Here is a 23,759-nt window from a genome sequence, read left to right as displayed (position 1 = left end):
GGACTCCGCCATGACCCTCATTGGTTGGTTGCAGATTGTGTTGTTCTTCGCCCTCCTGCTCGCGCTGACGAAGCCGCTGGGCACCTATCTCTTCCGTGTCTTCGAAGGGCAGACGCAGCCGTTGCCGCGCGTGCTCGGCCCCGTGGAGCGCGTCCTCTTGCGCCTGACGGGCGCCAGCGCGCGGCGCGAGCAGACGTGGGTGGAGTACTGCGGCGCGCTCCTGGCCTTCAGCGTCGTCGGCATGCTCATCCTCTACGGGCTCCAGCGCGCGCAGCACGTGCTGCCGCTCAACCCGCAAGGCCTGGGCGCGGTGGGACCGGAGCTGTCGTTCAACACGGCGGCCAGCTTCGTCGCGAACACCAACTGGCAGTCGTACGCCGGTGAGTCCACCATGAGCTACCTCACGCAGATGGTGGGGCTGGCGTGGCAGAACTTCGTCTCCGCGGCGGCGGGGCTCGGCGTGGCGCTGGCGCTGGCGCGCGGCTTCACGCGCCGCCCGGGGCCCGAGGGCGCGAAGACGCTGGGCAACTTCTGGGTGGATGTGGTGCGCGGCACGCTCTACGTGCTGCTGCCGCTGTGCTTCGTCGTGGCCTTGTTCTTCGTCTCACAGGGCATGTTGCAGAACTTCGCGCCCTACCACGAGCTGACGACGCTGGAGGGCGCGAAGCAGACGCTCGCCATGGGTCCGGTGGCCTCGCAGGAGGTCATCAAGATGCTGGGCACCAACGGCGGTGGCTTCTTCAACGCCAACAGCGCGCACCCCTTCGAGAACCCGACGCCGCTCACCAACCTGGTGCAGATGCTGCTCATCTTCTGTATCCCCTCCGCGCTCACGTACACGTACGGGAAGATGACGGGGGACACGAAGCAGGGCTGGGCCCTCTTCGCGGCCATGTCCGTCCTCTTCTTCGCGGGTGTCACCGCCGCGTACGCCGCCGAGTCCCAACCCAACGCCGCCGTGGCCTCCGCGCAGGTGGCGCAGGTGGGCAACCTGGAGGGCAAGGAGGTGCGCTACGGCATCACCGCGTCCGCTCTCTTCGCCACCGTCACCACGGATGCGTCGTGCGGCGCGGTCAACTCCATGCACGACAGCTTCAACCCGCTGGGCGGTCTGGTGCCGCTGGTCAACATGCAGCTGGGCGAGGTCATCTTTGGCGGAGTGGGGGCGGGCCTCTACGGCATCCTCATCATGGTGGTGCTGTCCGTCTTCATCGCCGGCCTGATGGTGGGCCGCACGCCCGAGTACCTGGGCAAGAAGATTGAAGCGAAGGAGATGAAGCTCGCGATGCTCTACGTGCTCATCTTCCCGCTGTTCATCCTGGGGATGTCCGCGGTGGCGGCGGTGATTCCGCAGGGCGTGTCCTCGCTGAACAACGCGGGGCCGCACGGCCTGACGGAAATCCTCTACGCGTTCACCAGCGCCACGGCGAACAACGGCAGCGCGTTCGCGGGCCTCAACGCCAACACGCCCTTCTGGAACATCTCCCTGGGGCTGGCCATGCTCGGCGGGCGCTTCCTGATGATTGTCCCCGCGCTGGCCATCGCCGGCTCCATGGTGGGCAAGAAGGTGGTGCCGGCGGGTCCGGGCACCTTCCCGACGAATGGCGCCCTGTTCACCGGCCTGCTGGTGAGCATCGTGGTCATCGTCGGTGCGCTCACCTTCTTCCCCGCGCTCTCCCTGAGCCCCATCGTCGAGCACTTCCTCGCCGGGGCCGGAAAGGTCTACTGAGCCATGAGCTCCGCATCCTCGAAGCCGGCGTCGCTGTTCGACGTGTCTCTCCTCAAACCCGCGCTGCTGGACAGCCTGAAGAAGCTCCACCCGCGTGACGTGGCGCGCAACCCCGTCATGTTCGTGGTGTGGGCGGGCAGCCTGCTCACCACGGTGCTGGTGGTGAAGGACCTGGTCTCCCCGCGCACCGACGGCGCGCCCTTGTGGTTCACCGTCTGGGTGGCGGTGTGGCTGTGGTTCACCGTGTTGTTCGCGAACTTCGCGGAGGCCGTGGCGGAAGGGCGCGGCAAGGCCCAGGCCGGCGCGCTGCGAAAGATGCGCAAGGACACCACCGCGCGGCGACTGGTGGACGGGCGCGAGGAGCGTGTGCCCGCGCCGAACCTGCGCAAGGGCGACCTCGTCGTCTGCGAAGCGGGTGACCTCATCCCGGGTGACGGTGAAGTGGTGGAGGGCATCGCCAGCGTGGACGAGTCCGCGATTACCGGCGAGTCCGCGCCGGTGATTCGCGAGTCCGGTGGAGACCGCTCGGCGGTGACGGGTGGCACCAAGGTGCTGTCGGACCGGATTGTCGTGCGCATCGCCGTCAACCCGGGTGAGTCCTTCCTGGACCGGATGATTGGGCTGGTGGAGGGCGCGGCCCGGCAGAAGACGCCGAACGAGATAGCGCTGCACATCCTGCTGGTGGGCCTGACGGTGGTGTTCCTGCTGGCGTGTGTGTCGCTGGTGCCGCTGGCGCTCTACTCCGGTGTGCCGCTGTCGGGTACCGCCGTCGTCGCGCTGCTGGTGTGTCTCATCCCCACGACGATTGGCGGCCTGTTGAGCGCCATCGGCATCGCGGGCATGGACCGGCTCTTGCGCAAGAACGTGCTGGCCATGAGCGGACGCGCCGTGGAGGCGGCGGGGGACGTGGACACACTGCTGCTCGACAAGACGGGCACGATTACGCTGGGCAACCGCATGGCCACGGAGTTGCTGCCCATGCCGGGTGTCCGCATGGAGGACCTGGCGGAGGCGGGGCAGCTGGCGAGCCTGGCGGACGAGACGCCCGAGGGGCGCTCCATCGTCACGCTGGTGAAGGACACGTACAAGATGCGTCCGCGCGAGCTGCTGGCGCACCACGCGACGTTCGTCCCGTTCACCGCGCAGACGCGCATGAGCGGGTGCGACCTGGTGGACCCGCACCCGCGTAGCATCCGCAAGGGCGCGGTGGATGCCATCGTCAAGCACGTGCAGGCCCAGGGCGGCGCGGTGCCGGCGGAGCTGACCGTGGCGGCGGGCCGCATTGGTGACGCGGGCGGCACGCCGCTGGCGGTGGCGGATGGCTCGCGGCTGCTCGGCATCATCCACCTGAAGGACGTGGTGAAGGGCGGCATCAAGGAGCGCTTCGACCGCTTCCGGGCCATGGGCATCCGCACGGTGATGATTACCGGCGACAACCCGCGCACCGCCGCGGCGATTGCTCGTGAGGCGGGCGTGGATGACTTCCTCGCGGAGGCGACGCCCGAGGCGAAGCTGGCGCTCATCCGCACCGAGCAGGGCAAGGGCAAGCTGGTGGCGATGACGGGTGACGGCACCAACGACGCGCCCGCGCTCGCCCAGGCCGACGTCGGCGTGGCGATGAACACCGGCACGCAGGCGGCGAAGGAGGCGGGGAACATGGTGGACCTCGACTCGAACCCCACCAAGCTGTTGGAGGTGGTGGAGGTGGGCAAGCAGCTCCTGATGACGCGCGGGACGCTGACGACGTTCTCCATCGCCAACGATGTGGCGAAGTACTTCGCCATCCTCCCGGCGCTGTTCATGGGGGTGTTTCCCCAGATTGCTCCGCTCAACGTGATGGGCTTGTCGTCGCCGTACAGCGCGATTCTGGCGGCGGTCATCTTCAACGCGCTCATCATCATCGCGCTGATTCCCCTGGCGCTGCGCGGTGTGCGTTACCGCCCGCTGGGCGCGGCGGCCCTGCTGCGGCGCAGCCTGCTCGTCTACGGAGTCGGCGGCGTCATCGTTCCCTTTGTCGGCATCAAGGCCCTGGACGTGTTGCTCACGGCCGTGGGCCTGTCCTGAAAGTGAAAGGGCTCCTCATCATGGTCTCCACTCTTGTCACCGCCCTGCGCGCCTGTGTCGTCACCCTGGTGCTCACGGGTGTGCTGTATCCGCTCGCCGTCACCGGCGTGGCGCAGCTGTTGTTCCCCTCCCAGGCCCAGGGCTCGCTCGTGAAGGACGAGCAGGGCCGCGTGGTGGGCAGCGCGTTGATTGGTCAGGGCTTCACCCGAGGCGGCTACTTCCAGCCGCGCCCGTCGGCGGCGGGGGCGGGCTACGACGCGGCGGCGTCCTCGGGCAGCAATCTGGGGCCGACGTCCCAGAAGCTCCGGGACCGGGTGACGGCGGAGGTCGAACGCCTGCGCCAGGAGAACCCGGACACGCCAGGGCTGGTGCCCGGTGAGCTGGTCACCACGTCGGCGTCCGGCCTGGACCCGCACCTGTCGCCGGAGGCGGTGCGCTGGCAGGCGCCGCGCGTGGCGAAGGCGCGAGGCGTGGCGCCGGAGCGCGTGCTCGCGGTGGTGAACTCGCACGTCGAGGGACGGACGCTCGGCGTGCTGGGCGAGCCGCGCGTCAACGTGCTGCTGCTGAACCTGGCACTGGACCGGCAGTTCGGTCGGCTCGCCTCGGAGCCTTCACAGCCGATGGGCGCGGCGGTTCCGACGGCTCCGTCGACCGGGACGCCGTGACGGGGCGCATTCCGCGCATGCATTCGTGTGGAGGCGCGGGCATTGTCGCTCGCGCCTCCGCTGTGGAGGCCCGAGGGTGACGATGACGCGACGTTCGCGTGCGGAGGACTTCCTGGAGCTGGTGGAGCGGGGCCGGCGCGGTCGGCTCAAGCTCTACATCGGCTTCGCGGCTGGCGTGGGGAAGACGTACCGCATGCTGGAGGAGGCGCACGCCCTCAAGCGCCGGGGCGTGGACGTGGTGCTCGGCTTCGTGGAGACCCACGGTCGCAAGGAGACGGAGGCCCTGGTGGAGGGGCTGGAGGTGGTGCCACGCAAGGAGCACACCTACCGCGACGTCACGGTGGAGGAGATGGACCTGGACGCGGTGCTGGCGCGCAGGCCCCAGGTCGCGGTGGTGGATGAGCTGGCCCACACCAACCTGCCGGTGTGTCGACACCGCAAGCGCTACCAGGACGTGCAGGAGCTGCTCGACGCGGGCATCAACGTCATCGGCGCCTTCAACGTGCAGCACCTGGAGAGCCTCAATGACCTGGTGGAGCGCACCACCGGCGTCATCGTGCGCGAGACGCTCCCCGACAGCTTCCTGAAGGGCGCCGACCAGGTGGTGAACCTGGACCTGGCGGTGGAGGACCTCCACGAGCGGCTGAAGGCGGGGAAGATCTACGCGGAGGACAAGGTGCCACGTGCCCTGGAGAGCTTCTTCAAGGGGGAGAACCTGTCCACGCTGCGCGAGCTGGCGCTGCGAGAGGTGGCGGAGAGCCTGGACCGCGCCACCGCCGGGCTGCCGTCGCGCGCGGGAGACGAGGGACAGCAGAAGGGCGCGTCCTGGGGCCGGGTGCTGGTGGCGCTGTCGAGCTACCCGCCGCGCGCGGCCACCCTGCTGCGGCGAGGCTCGCGCATGGCGGGGCGGCTGAACACGGACTGGTTCGTGGTGTACGTGGAGACGCCGCGCGAGGCCCCGCACCTCATCGACGCGGAGGCGCAGCGGCACCTGCTGGCCAACATCGAGAAGGCGAAGGAGCTGGGCGCGGAGGTCGTGCGGCTGCGCTCGAAGGACCCGGTGGAGGCGATTCTCGACTTCGCGCGCTCGCACGGTGTGGGCCACATCATGGTGGGCCGCTCGCATCAGCCCTGGTGGAGGCGGGCCTTGGGGCGCGCGGCGGACGTGCGGCTGCTGCGCGAAGGCGAGGGCTTCGACATCCATGTCGTGGCCTTCGACCCCGCGCCCGAGGAGAAGCGTTCATGACGCTGAGGCTGAGGTTGCTGCTGGCCCAGGCTCCCCTGGCCCTGGCCCTGGCCCTGGTGGGCGTGGTCGCCGTCGTCACGTTGGCCCGGCTGGGGCGCTCCGGACAGCGCATCCTCCAGGACAACTACCGCAGCGTCCTCGCGACCCAGCGGATGACCGAGCAGTTGGAGCGGATGGACAGCGCCGCCCTGTTCATCGTCGCTGGGGAGCTGGAGCGGGGTGAGGCCCAGCAGTCCGCGCAGCGTCAGGTGCTGGAGTCGGAGCTGCGCCTTCAAGAAAGCAACATCACCGAGCCTGGCGAGGGCGAGGCCACGCGCAGGCTGCGCGCGGGTTGGATGCGCTATCAGACGGCGTATGACGCATTCCTCCTGTTGTCCTCGGAGGCGGAGCGGAAGGTGGTGTACTTCCGAAGCATCGAGCCCGCCTTCCGTGAGGTGAAGGAGGCGGCGGCATCCATCCTGGCGCTCAACCAGGACGCGATGGTGCACAAGAGCGAGGAGCTGCGGCGACAGAGCGACCAGGTGAACACGCTGATGGTGCTGGCGGTGCTGGCGGCCTTCGGTGTGGGGTTGTTCGCCTCCACGTCCCTCACGCATCGCGCGCTGCGGCCCGTGTCGGTGCTGTCGCAGGCGGTGCGGCGATTGGGCCGAGGTGACTACGCGGTGCGCGCGGTGGTGGAGGGGACGGACGAAATCGCGCAGCTCGGGCAGGACTTCAACTCGATGGCGGAGGCGCTCCAGCAGTATCGCCAGAGCAGCCTGGGCGAGCTGCTCCAGGCGCAGTCCGCCTCGCAGGCGGCCATCGACAGCCTGCCGGACCCGGTGGTGGTGTTCGGCTCGGATGGGGTGTTGCTCAACGTCAACCGCTCGGCGGAGGACGTGCTGAAGCTGTCGCTGGAGGGGGGAGGGGACGTGCTGGGCCGCGTGGTGCCGGAGGCGCGCGAGGTGCTGGAGCGGGTGCGCGGCCATGTGCTGGGCGGCAAGGGCGCGTATCAGCCTCGCGGCTACGAGGAGGCGGTGAGGGTGGAGCTGGCGGATGGAGACCGATGGCTCCTGCCTCGTGGGAGTCCGGTGTACGGGGAGACGGGCGAGGTGGTGGGCGCCACGGTGATTCTCCAGGACGTGACGCGGCTGCGTCGCTTCGACGAGCTGAAGAACGACCTGGTGGCCACGGTGGCGCATGAGTTCCGCACGCCGCTGACGTCGCTGCGCATGGCGGTGCACCTGGTGGCGGAGGGCATGGTGGGCGCGGTGACGGAGAAGCAGGCGGACCTGCTGTTCGCGGCGCGCGAGGATTGCGAGCGTTTGCAGGGCATCGTCGATGACCTGTTGGACTTGTCTCGCATCCAGGCGGGGCAGCTCCGGCTGGAGGTGCGGCGGGTGCCGGCGGAGGAGCTGGTGGAGGCGGCGCTGGACTCACAGCGCTCGGCGGCGGCGGAGCGCGGGGTGCGACTGTCGAGGCAGGTGGGGCTGGAGGTGGAGTCAGTGGACGTGGACCCGGACCGGCTGGGCCTGGTGTTGGGGAACCTGGTGGGCAACGGGGTGAAACACACGCCGGCGGGGGGCGAGGTGGAGGTGCGAGTGGCTCGTGAGGGGACGCACGTGCGCTTCGAGGTGCGGGATACGGGTGAGGGCATCGCACCGGAGCAGCAGGGCCGCATCTTCGAGAAGTTCTACCGCGCGCCCGGGGCACCGGTGGGTGGCGCGGGGTTGGGGTTGTCCATCGCGAAGGAAATCGTCCAGGCGCACGGCGGAGAGCTGGGCGTGGTGAGCGCTCCGGGACGAGGGAGCACGTTCTGGTTCACGTTGCCGCAGCAGGCGGCGGCGGTGGAGCCGACGTGACACTCCCGCCCGTGCTCCTTGTCGGAGGCACGGACGGGAGCTCGTTCACCAGGAGGACTTCGTCACACGGAGGCTTCGCCCCAGTCCTTCATCTCCTCGCGGCGAACCTTGGAGGCCTCGCGGACGAGGTCCTTGCAGGACATTCCGATTTCCTTCTCGGTGACGTTCTTGGTGACCTGCGGGAGGATGTTCTGCTCCTCGTCGGCGATGTGGCGCTTCACCACTCGCTCGAGTGAGTCGACCCGGGCCTTCACGGCGTTCATGTCGTCGCGCATCCGGACGATTTCGCCCAGGAGCTTCGTCATCTCCTGATGGTCTTCTTCCGCGTGCTCGATTTTCTCGTCGCCCACCACGCGGGTGGCCTTCGGATAGACCCAGCGCTCCTCGATGGTGGTGTGCAGCATCAGCGCCTCCGCGAGCTGGATGCAGAGCTCCTTCCGGCTCGTGTCGTCCGGGGCGCGGCGGAATGCCTGGAACAAGGCGTCGACTTCGCGGTGCTGTTGAATCAAGAGGTCGATGACGTCCACGGGTGCGCTCCTTGTGTCGTTGGGGTCGCCGCACAACGGTCCGCATGCATGCGGGTCGTGGCAATCACAGGCATGGGCGCGCAAGCTCCCTCGCCATGTCCCACGTGGGGGAGTGGGCAGGGGAGCGCTCCCTCCGGGCACAAGGCGTCGAGTGCTTGAAACCGTGCGGGGCTACACCGGGGACAGCGGAAATCGCCGGAGGATGCGTGGCTCCTGTCCCACTTCGAGCAGGAACAGGGAGTCCTCGCTGGCGATGAGCAGTCGCTCGCCGGTGATATCGAAGGCGCCCGCCGAGCCCTGGAACGCGAGCCTGCGAACGGGTGCGCCATCCACCACGAGCAACCCCAGGTCCAGGAAGCGCCACCGGCCATCCGCTCCCAACGTGAATGCGGAGTCCGTTCGGCCGCCGTGCTCCTTGGCGAAGTGCTCCAGGTCCTCGGTGAAGTCCTCCTCCGTGGGCGCCGGTGTCACCGTGCCATCCGCTTGCAGCTTCGGGACGGGGGTGTCGAGCCGCCAGCCACCTCGGTCCACCCACCGCAGGCCCGTGTCCACCGAGTACACCCCGCCACGTCCCGAGCGGTCCTCCGCCCAGAGCAGCCTTCCATCCGGTGACGTGGCCTGCCGCTGGAGGTACTTGCGCACCTCGACCAGCTCCACCGTCGAGTCCACCCGTGCATTCGCGAGATAGACGCTCCCCGCGCGCTCCACCGCCGCGGCGAGCGACATGCCCGGCGCATCCGTCACCCACGTCCCGTCGCGCAAATCCAACACATGCAGCTCACCATCGAAGGTGAACAGCGCATGCGCACCCTCCGGCGACACCGCGACGAGCCGCACCGGTGAAGGAAGCTCGTGCGTCGCTCGCACCTGTCCATCGTCGAGCCCAAGGATGACCGCGACCGAAGGGAAGCACACGAGCGCGGCATCCTGACCGAGGAACGCGCAGCCCGTCGGCCTCTGCGTCTCCGCTTCACCCTCGAACGGCGGCGGCGGGAACAGCTCCACGTCCATCCGGTCATCCCGCAGCCAATACCGTGCCTCGCGAGAGAAGGTCATCCCCGGCCGGACCGAGCGCTCCTCAGGTGGCGCTCCAGGCTCCGCGCCGAGCTGCACACACAGGGCATCGAACGCGGTCTGGAGCGCGAGGTGCTCGAAGTCCGAGTACACATCCTCGCGGCCAGCCTCGCGCATCGCACGCAGCCGTCCATTGGACGCCAACAGCTCCTGATAGCGCACACTGTCGAGGCCCGGCATCCGCGCACCACCGGGCATCCGGTTCAACGGACGCTGTGCGGGCGGCGTCACGGGGACCTCGTCCAGAATCAGCTCGCGCGGCGTGAAGCCCGCGGCCGCCAGCTCCGCCGGCCAGTCGGCGCCTACGCCCTTCTCCGAGAGCAGTCGGCGGAGTTGCTCCGGTCCGCTGTCCGCCATGCGCGGGTCACCTCCCGGCATCAGTGGAACCACTTCGCCCTCCTCGACACAGGCCTGGAAGAAGGCGACCTGCCACACATGCTCTTCCGTCCAGCCCAGACATCGAGCCACCAGTCTCCCCAACGCGCGGTGGACAAGTCCCCCCGAGGCCGCGACATGTCCCCACCGCTCCGCTCTCGCCGAGGAGGCAATGCACTCGACGTGGCAGAGGGGACACCGCGCACCCGCATGCTCCGGGCCTACGAGTTTCCCGCATGCGCACCGGAAGTCCCTCACCGGGCCGAACACGACTTCCGACAGCGCGCCTTGTGGACTCGGCGTGCCCTCGTTGTCCTCGGTGAGGAGGACACCGGTGATTTCGCCCGACGAGCGGCCTCGCAGCGCGCGCGCGGCCTCCAGGATGGCGAGCTCCGGCGAAGTGCGTGGCGGGCGGAAGAACGCGGTGGGCTCTGGGACCTGGGTCGGCATGGCAGACCTCACGGGTGGGATGTGCCCGCGCCAGTCACGCCCCCCTGGGCGCTGGCGGTTGGCACCCCGCTCCACGGTTGCGCTAGCTTATGTCGCTGCGGCGCGAGCGGGGTGTTGAAAGCTGTCATCGAAGCGGGGGACGCACGATGGCCCAGGCGAAAGCGAAGGCGCTCCAGACGCCAGCTCCATCCCGTCCGCCCCCCGCACCTGCGCGCTCCACGCAGAATACGCACGACTTCCAACCGGCCTCCGCGCGGTCAGAACTCTTTCTCGGTGCGCTCGCGGGCGGAGGCGCCACGGAGCAGGACGCTGACGCGCTGTCCCTGTCGGGTGGAGGCGCCACCTTCGACTTCGCCTCAATCCCTCTCTTCCCACCGTCACGGCCGCCCACCGCGACGGGATGGGGCATCCAGCGCAAGGCGGCGGTGGGCCCGGAAGACGACCCCTTCGAGCGCGAAGCCGACGCCATCGCCATGGAGGTCCTGGGCCTGCGCGGCGCATCGCCCGGTGGCTCGGAGGCCCTTCCCTCCGCGCCCTCGAACGCGCCTGTCCCGCCTGCCGCCAGCGTCGCGGCTGCTCCGGGCATCGCGCTTGCCGCCACGCCGGAGGCGACACTCGAAGGTCCCTCGAATGAACCGGACGAGCGTGCGAGCGGAGCCCTCGAGTGGGAGCACGGGCTGGCTCCTCCGAGCACGCCCCCTGCGGACAGCGCGCTCCCTCCGCCTCCTGCTCCACCCCCGGCGGGTGCCGCGCCGTCCGGTGGCGACGAGGCGGGCCTCACCCTGGGCGGCAGTCCCATGCCCCAGCGGGTGCGGCGCTTCTTCGAGGAGCGCTTCGGGCATGACCTGTCCTCGGTGCGCATCCACGCCGATGGCGAGTCGGTCCGACGCAACGAGGCGCTCCAGTCCTACGCCTTCACCTATGGAAGCCATGTCTGGTTGGGCGCGGGCCAGCGCGCGGAGCCGTCCTTCATCCTCGCCCACGAGCTGGCGCACGTGCTCCAGCAGACGCAGCCGCGCGCACTCGGCGGCGAGGGCGCGGGCGGCGCACCCCAGCGCATCCAGCGTGTCCCGTATTGGGAGCCCGCCCACGAGACGGGCACCACCGCGCACCGACGGCTCATCCCCGCCATGGCGAATGCCTCCGGTGTGTTCGGCGAGGCGCCCGTGCCCGAGCGTGGCACTGGCGCGGGCGGCCTGGGGACGCGCGGTGAGGCGGACTTCTACCGGGCCTCCGGGCCCGGCGGGAACAACACCGTGGCCGTGCGCTTCAACGCCCACGACGACCCGAGGTGGTTGGGTGCGCCCGGCGACCTCGTGGCTCCCGGCGGGTATGACCATGCCGTGGGCAGTGCGCCGCAGGGCCCTCGGACGCGCGGCGGGGCCATCACGCGCGTCGACCAGGCGCCGACGCAAATCACCCTCGGCGAGATGAAGCCCGCCTTCGGCGCGGACCCCGAGCCCCAGCTCACCCGCTACGAGGAGGCCTTCCGCGCGGCGGCGGGCCACACCAACGACTACGCCAACCGGCAGCCCTCAGGGACCAACTGGAACCCGAGCATCAACCGCTTCGCTCAAGCGGACCTCACCATTCCCCCCGAGTACCAGCCCGGCAACACCAGTCAGGTGTCCCAGGACCTCATCATCAAGGAGTTCGACCTGGAGAAGCGCTCCGTCCGGCGCTACCTCCGGGAGCAGGGCTACGTCTCCGTCCCAGGACGTCTGCGCGTGAGGTTCGAGGGCAACCCGGGCTCGTGGGTCTACGCCTGGGTGCCGGACAGCATCCCGACCAATCCCCGGCTCCCCCGGAGCATCCAGGCGCTGGGGCCGCAGATCATCACCCATCTGAGAGATCCGCTGTTCCAGTTCCCCATCCGGCGCAGGACGCCTGGGCGACAACCCAAGCTGCGTCCCGCCCGGCTCGCACGTGTGCTCGGGGCTCCGCCCAAGGCGCTCAAGAAGAAGTTCGGAAAGGACTTTGGCCGAGCCATCCGGCGCCGAGGCCCGCCGCAGCTCGACCCGTTCCGCGCGCAGTATCCGCAGTGGACGCAGGCGCTCACGCGCTACTCGCAGCAGTACCGGCAGGTGTCTCGCGCGGACAAGCAGAACGCCGACGCCGCCACGGACCTGGTGAGTGCCCACCAGCGACTGTTGCGCGACGGCTGGACGACGACGCCGCTGTCCGCGGTCGAGCTGGAGTCGCGCAACACGAACAGCGCCGTGAAGATGTGGACGGGGGCGAGTGCGCGCACGTTCGGCTTCTTCCGCTACCACTTCGGCTGGCTCTTCGAGAAGGTCGCCAACGCCTATGAGTGGCTGAGAGACCGCATCCAGGGCGCGCTCAGTGCGCGCTCCACCCGCGCGACGGGCGACGGCCTCACTCGCGCTGTCATCAACGCCGCGTTCCAGCTCTTGAAGGTGGCGGGACGCATCCTGGTGGACCGCACCTTCGACCAGCTCATCCAGTCGCTCGTCGGAGGCGTGGAGGACAAGATTCAGGAGTGGACGGGCGTCGACACCGAGGAGGCGATGGACGCGCTCGCGGGTCGGATGAACGAAATCAAGGACCAGGTCCAGCGGGCCGCGATGGAGAACCTGGAGCAGTTGCTCGGAGAGTCGGTCATCAACGGTGTCATCACCGTGCTGGACCAGCTCAACGAGTTCCAGACCATGGTGGCCGACATCGGCCGGCTGGTGAGCTACGCGCGGTGGGGGCTTCGGCTCCTCGAGTGTCTGTCTCCGCCCGGCTGGGGCTGTCTGTGGATTCTCGCGCAGGCGGTGGGCGAGGCGCTGCTCGCGGAGGTGGTGGCGTCCTGCTGGTTCCAGACGAAGGCCGCGCCGTATGTCACCGCGATACCGTGGCTCGGGCGCCTCCCCACGCAATTGGCGAGCAGCGTCGTCACGTTCACCAACGCCCAGTTGCCCGGCTGGCTGAGCGGCATCCTCCGCCCCATCACCGTCTCCACGCAGGTCGCCGCCAGCGAGGTGGCTTGCCAGCCCGGAAGCGGTGGTGGAGGTGGCGGCGGCAGTGGGCGCTCGATGCCGGACCCGGCGTTGGCGGATGCGATGATTGAGCTGGCCGAGCGCGTGGGCGAGGAGCGTCTCCGGGCCTTCGCGCGCATGTCGCGACGCATGGGCATCCCCGCGGGCCGGCCGCTCACGGCGGAGGACATGCGCACGATAGGCGACCGCATCATCGCCAGTGGTGCGACGGCCGCGGACATGGAGCGCTTCGCGGCGCAGAGCAATCCCACCGCGACGGGAGGGCTGCTGGACCTGGCCACGTACCTGTTGGAGGTGCGGCGCACGGACCCGTCAGCGCCGGTGGACACCACGCAGCAGTGGGGCGTCACGGCATCGGACCGGGAGCGCCAGCGCCGTGAGCAGGCGGCTCGCGGCACGGGCACGCAACCGGGTGACGCAACGGCACCGAATCCTCCGGGGCCTGGAGGCGGAACGACGGCGTCGCGGCCCGAGGCACCTCGTGGAGGCACGGGGCCGGACACGGTCGCGGTGCCGCAGCCGGGTGCTGGCGGCGCGCCTGACACGGGGGAGGATGACCTCGTCATCGATGCGCGGACGGGACCCGCCGTGGTGGATGCGGCGACGCGGCCGTATCCGGGACGTGGCTCGGGCAGACAGGTCGAGGATGCCCGGGTGCAGGTGCGCAACGGGAGTCCCGACCATCAGTTGAACACGGAGGTGCTGCTCTGGATTTCGGGCTTCCGTCCGCCGACCGAGGAGCAGATCGCGCTCTACAACGTCCGAGCCCGCGTCGTGGTCCGGGAGCAGCAGACGGACCGGTGGCTGCTGACCTATGAGCTCATCGAGGGCGTCTCGCTGTCTCCGGAGATTCCCAACGGTGTATTGCCCGCGGGCTTCCGAATCAGCGCGCATCCTCGTGTGGCGACGCCGCGTTGAGTGAGGGCGCGGGCAGCCCATGTGGTTTCACGCGGGACACGTCTCTCCGCTGTGCGCCGGACAGGTCGAAGCCAACCTGGAGTGCTCTTCTCCCAATGAGTGGAGCCGTGGTGGTGTGGTGACTTCGCTGGGGGACGTCACCATGCATCTGCGCTTCGTCGCGACACTGTTGCCATTGTTGCTGCTGATGGGCTGTGCCACCGGGAGAGTGGTGCGACTGGAGACAGGTCAGGGTGAGGTTCTCTCCATTACTCCACGCGCCGATGAAGCGGAGCCCGTGGAGTTGGAGGAGGACGAATTCAAGGCGGCCCTCGCCCAGCAGGCTCGAATCCAGAGACCATCGGCGCAGCCGGGTGAAGCAGCTCGGCGGCTGTTCGAGATGGACGTGCGAGAGGGCGCGTTTCTCTTCGATGTGCGCACCCATCGTGTCACGCCGCTCGGGCGAGGGCAGCAACTGGAGGTGAAGCCGTCGGAGGCGGATGTCGAGCTGACGCGCGCCTACCTCCTCTGGTGCGAGCGAACAGGGCGTGAGGGAGATTGCCTGCGCTTGTTGACGGAGGGCCCCACGGTCAACGGGGAGGGGCGCTACGCGCTGGCGATGGGACTCGCGCAGGGCGCGGTGAATGAAGAGATGTTGGAAGCCTTCAAGGAGATGACGGACCCGCAGGCGATGTTGGCGGCGGCGGTGTGGACGGGGACGCTGTACCTGATTTTGTGGACGGTGCCCGAGCCGGTGAGCAAGGGCCTCGCGGCGGTGATGACGGCGACGCTGGTGGTGTACCTGGGCGTGGACACTTTCTGGGGGCTGGTGACGGGCTTCCGCGAACTGATGGAGTCAGCGGACCGAGCGCGCACCTTTGGAGAGCTTCGCGACGCAGGGGAGCGGTACGGCAAGGTGATGGGGAGGAATGCGGCGAGGGCCTTCGCGCTGCTGGCCACTGTGGCCGTCGGAAGTACGGCGGCGGGATTCGCGCGGCAGGTGCCAATGCTTCCCGGTTCGGCGCAGGCCTCCATGCATGCCGGCTCGCGGGCGGGGCTCGTGCTCTCCGCCGTGGGCGAGGTGCAGGCGGTGACTGTGACGAGCGAAGCCGTCACCATGGCGGTGGGGCCGGGTGCGGTCGCCACGACAGCCCAGGGGTTAGGCGGTACAGCTGCCGCGCCGGTGGACGCCAAGGGGCATGACCACCACATCGCCACGGACAAGTGGTGGGAGTCCACGAATCAAGGGGGGCCCTGGTCGCCGCAGTTCCAGAGCCTCTTCGATAAAGCGGGCATGTCGCTGAACGACCCGGCGAACATCGTCCGCATCAAGGGGCACAAAGGGCCGCACCCGCAGGAGTACCACGAGGAAGTCTTGAACCGGCTGTTCACCGCGACGCGAAGCTGCCGAAGCATCCAGCAGTGCCGTCAGGCTTTGACGGCGGAACTCCAGCGACTGGCGCGGGAGATTTCCAAGGAAGGCTCCGAGCTGAACAGGTTGGTGACTCGTGCCAGGTGACGCCACAATGGTCGGCATGCCAGAGCGGTACTTCGAACTCACCGAAGACATGAGCATGCCGGGGCGTTGGGCTCTCGGAACACCCACGGACGCTGGCGGCAGGGAGCTGGATGACCCCTGGGCCTTCACGGATGGCCGCGCCTTGCCCGACCCGGGGCGCTTGAGGGTTCCCGTGGTGACACCGGGAAAAGCGCTCGGCTTCACTCGCGCGGGTCTCTGCATCCCCGTGGTTCATGCCGGGGTGGCCGCGGTCTTCTCAGCGTTTGCCCCGGGTGACGTGCAGCTCATTCCGGTGGAGGTGCGGGAACAGGCCGAGCCGTTCTACATCCTCGTGGCGACCCGGCTTGTCCGATGCATTGATGACCAGGCCTCGCGTTTCATCGAACGCTGGACGACAGAGGACGAGCAACCCGAAAAGGTAGGCGAGTACCGCAACGTTCGGGGACTGCGCATCGACCCGACCCAGGTGGGGTCGACGAGGGTGTTCCGCCCGTGGGGCTGGAACGTGGCGCTGATTGTCTCCCTGGGCATCCGCGAGGCCCTGGAGCAAGGGGACACCACCGGCATGAAGTTCACGGAAGTCTAGGGACGGCCTCGCCGGCTCAGCCCTCGCCCTTTCCGCCGGATTCGTACTTCTTGCGCTTGCGCCACAGCGTGGACGCGTCGATGCCGAGTACCTTCGCCGCCTCGTCCAACGTCGGCGCGGAGGTCATCACGCGCAGGGTGTGCTCGCGCTCCACTTCCTCCAACGTGTGCGGCCCGCCCAGCGTCACCACCGAACCCGCCGCCGCGGCGATTCGCTCCGGAAACGCCTGCGGCTCCAGCACACCCGCCGGCCATACGATGAGCGCTCGCTCCACCGCGTTGCGCAGCTCGCGCACGTTGCCCGGCCACGGATACGCCAGCAGCATCTTCTCCGTCGCGGGCGACAACTCCGGCGTCGTCGGCCGCTGCGCCGCCTTCGCGAAGAACGCCACGAACCGCCTCGCCAGCGGCAACAGGTCCTCCGGCCGCTCCCGCAGCGATGGCAGCTTCACCTCGATGACGTTGAGCCGGTAGAGCAGGTCCTCGCGGAACCGTCCCTCCGCTACGTCCTTCTCCAAGTCGCGATTCGTCGCCGCCACCACGCGAACGTCCGCCTTGCGCGTGCGGCCCTCGCCCAGTCGCTCGAACTGCTTCTCCTGGAGGAACCGCAACAACTGCGCCTGGAGCGCGGGGCTCATCTCCGCGATTTCATCCAGGAACAGCGTGCCCCCTTCCGCCTGCTCCACCCGCCCCGGCTGGTCTTTCACAGCCCCCGTGAATGCCCCGCGCACGTGGCCGAACAACTCACTCGCCAGGAGCTGTTCCGACAGCGTCGGACAATTCACCGTGACGAAGGGCCGCCGCCGCCGGGCACTCATCGAATGCAGCGCCCTCGCGAGCACGCCCTTGCCCGTGCCGCTCTCTCCCCGCAGCAGCACCGCCGCGTCGGACGTCGCCGCGCGGGAGACCAGTCCAATCGCCGCATGCATCACCGGCGACGTCGTCTCCAGCGTCGCTTCCGGCACCGCCTGCGCCAGCTGCCCCTCCAGGCTCTCCAACTGCGACGACAGCGCCCGGTGCTCGCGCGAGCGGTCCAGCACATGCCGAATCTGCGCCGGCGTGAAGGGCTTGGGCAGGTAGTCGCGCGCGCCCCTCCGCACCGCCTCCACCGCCGTGTCGAACGTCGCGTACGCGGTGATGAGCACCACGTCCAGGTTGGGTGACTCGGCGAGCAATCGGGGCAGCAAATCCAATCCGCTCGAGGTGCCCAGCCGCAGGTCGACGAAGGCCAGGTCGGCCGGCCCCTGGGCGAGCGCGGCCAGCGCCGCCTCCGGAGTGGCCGCCTCCCGCACCTCGCAGCCGAACCCCTCCAGACACACCCTCAAGGTGTGCCGGATGTTGCGCTCGTCATCCACCACCAGCACCCGCATCGGGCGCTCCCCGGAAACGGGGGCCTGCTCCAGCCGTGCATCCATGCGTGGAGTCTAATTGCATCACCCGAGCCCGGCCGTGCGACCTGCACGACGTGAGTCCTCACGGGGACTTCCACGGCGCCCGACTCGCTCCCGCCGTGCGGTTCGCAACCCGCGCCCCGCCCTTTCGTGCAGGCTGCAACACACCCCCTGCAACCAATGCTGGCGTTGGTCCCCGGATTGCGGTGGAACAGGGGCCTATGGGTTTGAATGGGAACAACGAGGGTGGCGACGACAACATCTTCACCCGAGACAGGCCCCCCACCCGCAACGAGAAGCGCGTCCGCCAGGGAGTGACACTGGGCATCGTGCTGTTGGTGCTTGCCGGCGTGTGGGCCTATCTCCAGGGCGGAGAGAACCGCGCCATCAACGCCATGTCCCCCGCCCAGCGCGAGGCCCTCTTCGAGGAGACGCGCGACAGCTTCGACCTCATGTGCCTGGGCGACGCCGGCCCCCGCCTCCTCCGGCGCTGCCAGAAGCAGGCGGAGTTCATCCAGCGCTTCCCGGAGTGTGACGAGGCCTGCCGCCAGGAGCTCGCCCCCGTGCTGCGCAACGCCGTGCGCTGAGCACTCCGTCGCGGACTCGACGGTGGAGGCCTTGCGCGATGCACGGCCTCCCACGCGCACGCTTGCCGAATGCAACGGCCACGGGACTTCGAGGGACACGGCCCCTCGGAGGACCGACGACGACGCGCGGCACGGGGCTTGCCCCTGGAGTCGCCGTCATGCGTCCCAATCCGCACCTGTCCGTCGTGTCGTCCTCCCCTGACTCCGCTGTCGAGCGCGAGCCCGCCACCCTGGCGCGTCCGTGGTGGAAGGACCTGCTCTGGGTGCTCGCGCTGGGAGGCGCCCTGGCGGCCATGGTCGGCTGGTTGGCCTCGGAGCGCCGCGCGGTGCTGTCCCTGGAGCCCGACGCGCGCGCCGCCGTGTTCGACGATGCGTGGGCGGGCTTCCAGCGCCTCTGCTCGACCCCCATGCACACGGGGTTGGTGCCGCGCTGCCGTGAGCAGGCCCGCTTCCTGTTGCTCTTCCCCGAGTGCCAGGGCACCTGTCAGGAGCAGGCCCGGCTCCACGGCCGCGCGCTGCGCTAGTTGAAGTTCACCGTCGTGCGCGCCAGCACCAGCCAGGAGGTGCGTCGGTCCGGCTCCTCGAGCGGCGCCGTGTCGTAGCGCTGGACGTATCCCGCGACGCCGACCCCCAGGAAGGACGTGGTCCACCAGCGCACGGCGAGGGCGCCGCTCGTCCCGCCACCGGATTGCACGTCGGAGGCACCACGGCCCAGCCACAGTCGCTCGACGCGCGCGGCCACTTCCAGCGCACCCAGGGGGAGATGCCCCTCGCGCAGCGCCTGGAGTGCCTGGGCGGAGTCCTCGTTCGCTCGGGGCCAGGAAGGTCCGTCGTCGCGAGGCTTGCCCCAGGCCACCCAGGACACCTCCAGCGAGGCGCCCTGGCTCTTGAGTTCGGGCAGGGCTTCGCGCGGCGTCTCCGGGTTTCCATCCGTGTCGCGCGAGCGCCGCTCCCATGCGGCGGCGGCCTCCGCGGCCACTCGCACCGGCCCCACGTCCAGGCGCGCGTGCGCCTCCGTCACGGTGCGCGTCCCACTCACGGGAGGCGGCCGGTAGTAGACGAAGCCCTGCGGGCCGATGCCGCCGATGCCCGCGCGGTCATAGGCGCTCTCCACATGCGCCCCCGCGCCCACGCGCACGCCCCAGAAGGACTCCGGCACGCCCGCCGAGCGGCCCCACCGGCCATCGACCCGGGCATCCAGCGCGGGCAGTTGGTTGTCATTGCCCAGGGGGCTGCGCGAGCCGTTGCCCACGCGCACCCAGGTCTCCACGGGCAGGTTCATCGGTGACCACCGGGCCTCGAGTCCCAGGTCTCTTCGGGGCCAGAAGGACTGCGCCAGGCCCGACAGCTCGGGGATGGCGCGGGCCTGCAGGTTCTCGTCGTGCGCGCTGGGGAACAGCGGCGTCTTCGTGTAGCCGAGCGACAGGCGCACGTCGCGCAGCACCGTCACCGCGACGAAGGCGTCGATGAGGGCGGGCTTCTCCTGGGCCCACTCCGCCACGCCGCGCGCCACCAGCCAGGGGAGGGGACGGGCCTCCGCGCCCAGCCGCAGGCGCGCGAGGGTGAAGCCGTCGAAGCCCTCCACGTCCGAGGCGTGCTGGCGGTAGTCCAGCTCCCCCACGAGCGTCGGCTTCAGCCACGCCTCGTCCGCGAGCGCCGGCGCGGAGGCCAGGGCCCAGAGCAAAAACCACGGAGTGTGTCGCATCAGTCGACCGGGATGATTTGGAGGAAGTGCGTGGTGCCGTTGGTCTCGTCGTCGTCGTGGTCCGCGGCGAAGAGCCGGCGGTTGACGGCGTCGTACGCGAGCCCGCGCACCTGCTGGAAGCCCGTGGCCAGCGCGGACGTCGAGCCGTCCGTGGTGGAGATGCGCAGCACCGTGCCCTGGCGCGTGCCGGTGAGCAGCGAGCCCCCAGGCCCCAGGGCCAACAGGTCCGGCTCGGCGATGGTGGCGAGCGTCGTGAGCGACGACGGGTTGGACAGCGGGGAGCGGTACACCTTCCCGGCGATCTGGTCGGCGATGTAGAGCGTGTCTTCCACGGCCAGCACACCCACGGGCTTCTGGAGCGCGCCCACCAGCTCCGTCTCGGTGCCCTCCAGCGTGACGTGCGCCACCGAGCCCACGTTCACGTTGTTGTTGCGCACGAAGTAGCTGTCGAGCAGCCGCCCGTCCTTCGTCACCGTGAGGCCGATGCGGCGGCGGTTGACGGGGAGTCCCGGCACGGTGCCCGGGGTGCCATCCGGACGCACGAACAACACCGCGCCCGCGTTGCCGAATCCGAAGCGCACGGTGACGAGGGTGCCGTCCTGGAGCCGGACGACCTCGCCCAGGTTGGGGCTGTTGGCGGGCGCGTCCGGGAGCGTGGCCGCCACCGAGACGCCTTCTCCATCGCGGTACTTGAGGAGCCGGTGGTTCTGGTCGTCGGCGATGTAGAGCGTCTGCGTGGTGGCGTCCCAGAACAGGCCATTGGGGTCGCCTTCGAGAGGAATCGCGCGAGGGCCGCGCTCCACCTGGGTGCCCGAGTCCGGGGAGCCCGGGTCGGAGTCGTCACAGGCGCAGAGCAGCGCGCAGAAGAGGAGTGCGGAGGAGAGGGGCTTCATGGGGCGCGCATGCTGCCACACCGGGTGGGCGGGCAGGCGGGCGAGCGCGGCCCGGGACACGCGGGAACATCGCAACGTGCCGTGCCGCGCGGGGCTCCAGGTTGCGGTCTGCACGGTGACGGCGGGGACCCTTGGAAAAAGGCTCCGGATTCCGAGCGTCTGGCGCGAGGGTGGTCGGCACGGCGGATGCGATGGGGAGGGGCGTGCGCGGGTCATGAAGGCCCGGCACGGAGGACCCATGTGGCTGCCCCGATTCGTGAAGTCACTGCCGTTGTTCCACTCGCGGGCCACGCCGGAGGTCGGTCCGTCGCTCGGTGAGGCACCGTTCAAGGCGGTGCGTCTGCTGGGCGTGGAGCGGCTGGTGGAGGCGCGAGTGCGTGCGGAACATGCATTGGATGGTGCTCGGCGGTGCTCGTGCTGCCGAGGCCTGCTGGAGCACGTGTATGACCGGCTGGGCTCCACGCTGTTCCTGGATGACGACCCCGAGCTGCTCGCACGGGCGTTCGACGACGACGAGCGGGATGCCTTCACGGCGCGGGTGCTGGCCGCGTGCATCGTCCTGTCCGGGCGCGAGCGTGTGGCGGCGGCGATTTGAGGGTCCTCGAGTCGGGCGAGTTCGTGGCGGAGCCTCGGTGCTCCGCCGTGCGGGTGGTGATGTGCCGCCCTGGGAGGAAGGCATGTTGAGGTGGACCGAGTTCCTGGACGTGGAGGCCATCCGCCCGTCGCTCGTGGCGAGAGACAGGGGGGCGGTGTTGCACGAGCTGGCGGGGCTGATGTCGGCCCGGGCCGGGGTGTCGCAGCGAGAGCTCGCGGTGCACCTGCTGGCGCGAGAGCAGCTGGGGTCGACGGTCATGGAGGGAGGCGTGGCGGTGCCGCACTGTCGCCATGCCGGCGTGGAGCGCATCGTCACCTGTTTGGGCATCCACCGGGGTGGGCTGGCGTTCGGCGCGCCCGAGGATGGGCTGGTGCGCATCTACGTGGGCATGGTGTCGCCGCCGGACACGGCGGGGCTGCATCTCAATGTGCTCTCGCGCATCGCGACGCTGCTGCATGACCCCGAATTGCGCGCGGAGTTGATGGCCGCGCCGTCGGCTGGAGTGATGCGCGCGCTGCTCGTTCGCGCGGAGGAGGCGTGCCTGCCGCTTCGCAACGAGATGTCTCTCTCTCGCTGAGTGCCGTGCGCGGATGGGCCGCCCTGGAGGGCGAGGCGGATGTCGGGCACGGAGCATCTGGCGGAGCCGGTCCAAGGGCGACGAGGCGTGGACCGGGCCGCTCCGGAGGGCGTGTCCCGGGGCGCTCGACGTTCTCGCTCGATGACGCGACGGTCCGTGGGCTCGCCTTCGACGAGGTTGAGAAGCCGAGAGGGGCGGGGTCGAAACGACTGAGCCCGAAAAACCGGAGAGAAGTGTGTAGTGGGCTCGAAGAAAGACAGCGGAGGGATGCGGAATCGCGGCGGTGGACACATCTCTGCGCCGACTCGGGAGGCAGCCGGGCGCCCGAGGAGGTGAGGCATGCTGAGGTGGACTGATTTCCTGGACGTAGAAGCTGTCCGCCTGTCGTTGGAGGCGCGCGAGCGGGTGGGGGTGGTGCACGAGCTGGCGGGGATGATGTCGGCTCGGGCGCGGGTGTCGCCGAAGGAGTTGGCGGCGCATCTGCTGGCGCGTGAGCAGCTGGGTTCGACGGCGATGGTGGGGGGCGTGGCGGTGCCGCACTGTCGGCTCGCCGGCGTGTCGCGCATCGTCACCTGCGTGGGAGTCCATTCCCAGGGCGTGGATTTCGGCGAGGCCGACGGAGGGCGCGTGCACGTCTTCGTGGGCATGGTGTCGCCGCCGGATACGGCGGGCCTGCATCTCAATGTGCTCGCGCGCATCGGTGCGCTGTTGCGCAACGCGCGGCTGCGCGAGGCACTCCTGACGGCGCCGTCACCCTCGGCCCTGCGCGCGCTGCTCGTCTGCGTCGAGGACGCGCACGTGAATCACCGGTCCGAAGTCGCATTGGCCCGGTGAGGGCAGGGCGGCTCGCGCACGGTCGCTGACAGATAGCGAGCACAGTCCGAACCCGGGCCATCCCGCGCCCGGTGCTCCTGGTAGCGTGGCCGGCCGTGACGACGACTTCGAGCTCGACCCCCCGCTGGCTGCTGTATGGCGCCTCTGGATACACCGGCCGCCTCATCGCCGAGGAGGCCGTGCGTCGGGGCCACCGGCCCGTGCTGTCCGGCCGCTCCCGCGAGAAGCTGACCCCGCTGGCCGACGCGCTCGGCCTGGAGGTCCGTCCCGCCGCGCTGGACGACGCACGCCAGCTCGCCGCCGCGATGGAGGGCCTGCCCCTGGTGCTCCACGCCGCCGGCCCCTTCGTCCACACCAGCGAGCCCATGCGCCAGGCCTGCCTCGCCTCGCGCACCCACTACCTGGACATCACCGGCGAGATTCCCGTCTTCGAGGGCTCCTTCCGCCATGACGCCGAAGCCAGGGAGCGCGGCGTGTCTCTGATGTCCGGCGTCGGCTTCGACGTCGTCCCCACCGACTGCCTCGCCCGCTACGTCGCCGAACAGGTCCCCGGCGCCACAGAGCTCGACATCGCCATCTGCGCCGGCTCCCAGGCCAGCGCCGGCACCACCAAGTCCGCCCTCCTCCAACTCCCCGAGGGCGGCAAGGTCCGCCGCGACGGCGTCCTCCAACCCTTCCCCATGGGCCAGGGCGCCCGCCGCCAGCGCTTCATCGACCGCGAGCGCACCGTGATGCCCATCCCCTGGGGCGACCTCTCCACCGCGTACCGCACCACCGGCATCCCCAACATCACCACGTACATGGCCTTCCCCTCGTCCTCCGCTCGCGCCCTGCGGTGGACCTATCCCGTGCTCAGCCAGGTCCTGAAGGTCGGCCTCGTGCGCGACGGATTGATGAAGCTCGTCGAGTCCCGCGTGAAGGGCCCCGACGCCGACATGCGCCTGTCCAGCCGCTCCCAGGTCTGGGCCCAGGCCCGCGCCCCGGATGGCCGCTCCGCCCAGGCCTGGCTGGAAGTGCCAGAGGGCTACGCCTTCACCGCCCGCGCCTCCATCCACGCCGTGGAAGAGCTGCTCGCCCAGCCCTCTCCCGGCGCCCTCACCCCCGCCGGTGCCTTCGGCGCCGACTTCGTCCTCCGCGTTGATGGCTGCCGCCGCCTCGACTCCCTGGGATGATCCTTCCAGTGCAGGGGTCTATTTCCACCCA

General features: G+C 69.7%; 19 protein-coding genes. 14 read left to right on the top strand and 5 right to left on the bottom strand.

The window, feature by feature from the left end; translation table 11 throughout:
- The first annotated feature begins 10 nt into the window (after positions 1-10).
- The 5 genes from kdpA (at position 11) to HUA74_RS21040 (ending at position 7,545) form a co-directional block, all read left to right on the top strand.
- Positions 11-1,729: a potassium-transporting ATPase subunit KdpA gene (kdpA, locus tag HUA74_RS21060; protein WP_174455950.1), complete on the top strand. Its 1,719-nt coding sequence runs from the start codon at positions 11-13 to the stop codon at positions 1,727-1,729.
- Positions 1,730-1,732: 3 nt separating this feature from the next.
- Positions 1,733-3,793: a potassium-transporting ATPase subunit KdpB gene (gene kdpB, locus HUA74_RS21055; RefSeq protein ID WP_174455949.1), complete on the top strand. Its 2,061-nt coding sequence runs from the start codon at positions 1,733-1,735 to the stop codon at positions 3,791-3,793.
- A gap of 20 nt (positions 3,794-3,813) precedes the next feature.
- Positions 3,814-4,458, top strand: coding sequence for a potassium-transporting ATPase subunit KdpC (kdpC, locus tag HUA74_RS21050; protein ID WP_174455948.1), 645 nt, complete (start codon positions 3,814-3,816; stop codon positions 4,456-4,458).
- 82 nt (positions 4,459-4,540) lie between these two features.
- Positions 4,541-5,704, top strand: coding sequence for a sensor protein KdpD (locus tag HUA74_RS21045; protein WP_141641717.1), 1,164 nt, complete (start codon positions 4,541-4,543; stop codon positions 5,702-5,704).
- Positions 5,701-7,545 (top strand): ATP-binding protein, encoded by a 1,845-nt coding sequence (locus HUA74_RS21040; RefSeq protein ID WP_174455947.1) that lies wholly within the window; start codon positions 5,701-5,703, stop codon positions 7,543-7,545. The genes HUA74_RS21045 and HUA74_RS21040 overlap by 4 nt, the downstream gene beginning before the upstream one ends.
- 62 nt (positions 7,546-7,607) lie before the next feature.
- Here HUA74_RS21040 and HUA74_RS21035 read toward each other — a convergent pair whose 3' ends face one another.
- Complete coding sequence (locus HUA74_RS21035; RefSeq protein ID WP_174455946.1) at positions 7,608-8,072, bottom strand: hemerythrin domain-containing protein; 465 nt, start codon at positions 8,070-8,072, stop codon at positions 7,608-7,610.
- Positions 8,073-8,243: 171 nt separating this feature from the next.
- Positions 8,244-9,971 (bottom strand): hypothetical protein, encoded by a 1,728-nt coding sequence (locus HUA74_RS21030; RefSeq protein ID WP_174455945.1) that lies wholly within the window; start codon positions 9,969-9,971, stop codon positions 8,244-8,246.
- A gap of 146 nt (positions 9,972-10,117) precedes the next feature.
- Here HUA74_RS21030 and HUA74_RS21025 point away from each other — a divergent pair, with 146 nt between their 5' ends.
- The 3 genes from HUA74_RS21025 (at position 10,118) to HUA74_RS21015 (ending at position 15,975) form a co-directional block, all read left to right on the top strand.
- The gene (locus HUA74_RS21025) at positions 10,118-13,891 is read left to right on the top strand and encodes a DUF4157 domain-containing protein (RefSeq protein ID WP_174455944.1); all 3,774 of its coding nucleotides are present in this window, start codon (positions 10,118-10,120) and stop codon (positions 13,889-13,891) included.
- A gap of 115 nt (positions 13,892-14,006) precedes the next feature.
- Positions 14,007-15,389, top strand: coding sequence for an AHH domain-containing protein (locus HUA74_RS21020; RefSeq protein WP_371745646.1), 1,383 nt, complete (start codon positions 14,007-14,009; stop codon positions 15,387-15,389).
- A gap of 7 nt (positions 15,390-15,396) precedes the next feature.
- A complete protein-coding gene (locus tag HUA74_RS21015; RefSeq protein ID WP_306663195.1) occupies positions 15,397-15,975 on the top strand; it encodes an imm11 family protein in 579 nt (192 codons plus the stop codon).
- A gap of 16 nt (positions 15,976-15,991) precedes the next feature.
- On the opposite strand, the gene HUA74_RS21010 is transcribed toward HUA74_RS21015, so the two are convergent.
- On the bottom strand, positions 15,992-17,344 hold the full coding sequence (locus HUA74_RS21010) for a sigma-54 dependent transcriptional regulator (protein ID WP_141641731.1): 1,353 nt from the start codon (positions 17,342-17,344) through the stop codon (positions 15,992-15,994).
- A gap of 242 nt (positions 17,345-17,586) precedes the next feature.
- Between HUA74_RS21010 and HUA74_RS21005 the strand changes: the two genes are divergently transcribed.
- Positions 17,587-17,952 (top strand): hypothetical protein, encoded by a 366-nt coding sequence (locus HUA74_RS21005; protein WP_174455943.1) that lies wholly within the window; start codon positions 17,587-17,589, stop codon positions 17,950-17,952.
- Positions 17,953-18,110: 158 nt separating this feature from the next.
- Complete coding sequence (locus HUA74_RS21000; protein ID WP_174455942.1) at positions 18,111-18,476, top strand: hypothetical protein; 366 nt, start codon at positions 18,111-18,113, stop codon at positions 18,474-18,476.
- On the opposite strand, the gene HUA74_RS20995 is transcribed toward HUA74_RS21000, so the two are convergent.
- On the bottom strand, positions 18,473-19,657 hold the full coding sequence (locus tag HUA74_RS20995) for a hypothetical protein (protein WP_174455941.1): 1,185 nt from the start codon (positions 19,655-19,657) through the stop codon (positions 18,473-18,475). The genes HUA74_RS21000 and HUA74_RS20995 overlap by 4 nt on opposite strands.
- Positions 19,657-20,550 (bottom strand): YncE family protein, encoded by an 894-nt coding sequence (locus tag HUA74_RS20990; RefSeq protein ID WP_174455940.1) that lies wholly within the window; start codon positions 20,548-20,550, stop codon positions 19,657-19,659. Before HUA74_RS20990 ends, HUA74_RS20995 begins: the two co-directional genes overlap by 1 nt.
- Positions 20,551-20,788: 238 nt before the next feature.
- On the opposite strand from HUA74_RS20990, the gene HUA74_RS20985 reads away from it, so the two are divergent.
- From HUA74_RS20985 to HUA74_RS20970, 4 genes are all read left to right on the top strand, one after another.
- Positions 20,789-21,145 carry a hypothetical protein gene (locus tag HUA74_RS20985; RefSeq protein ID WP_174455939.1) on the top strand — a complete coding sequence of 119 codons (357 nt, stop codon included), beginning with the start codon at positions 20,789-20,791 and terminating at the stop codon, positions 21,143-21,145.
- 82 nt (positions 21,146-21,227) lie between these two features.
- Positions 21,228-21,722 carry a PTS sugar transporter subunit IIA gene (locus HUA74_RS20980; protein WP_174455938.1) on the top strand — a complete coding sequence of 165 codons (495 nt, stop codon included), beginning with the start codon at positions 21,228-21,230 and terminating at the stop codon, positions 21,720-21,722.
- 339 nt (positions 21,723-22,061) lie between these two features.
- Positions 22,062-22,556, top strand: coding sequence for a PTS sugar transporter subunit IIA (locus HUA74_RS20975; protein ID WP_174455937.1), 495 nt, complete (start codon positions 22,062-22,064; stop codon positions 22,554-22,556).
- A gap of 95 nt (positions 22,557-22,651) precedes the next feature.
- Positions 22,652-23,728: a saccharopine dehydrogenase NADP-binding domain-containing protein gene (locus HUA74_RS20970; protein WP_174455936.1), complete on the top strand. Its 1,077-nt coding sequence runs from the start codon at positions 22,652-22,654 to the stop codon at positions 23,726-23,728.
- Positions 23,729-23,759: the final 31 nt, after the last annotated feature.

This window comes from Myxococcus sp. CA051A (assembly GCF_013336705.1).
Lineage (GTDB): Bacteria > Myxococcota > Myxococcia > Myxococcales > Myxococcaceae > Myxococcus > Myxococcus llanfairpwllgwyngyllgogerychwyrndrobwllllantysiliogogogochensis.
Note: the sequence above shows the minus strand (reverse complement) of the source record. Positions and strands in the feature narration are given on the sequence as shown.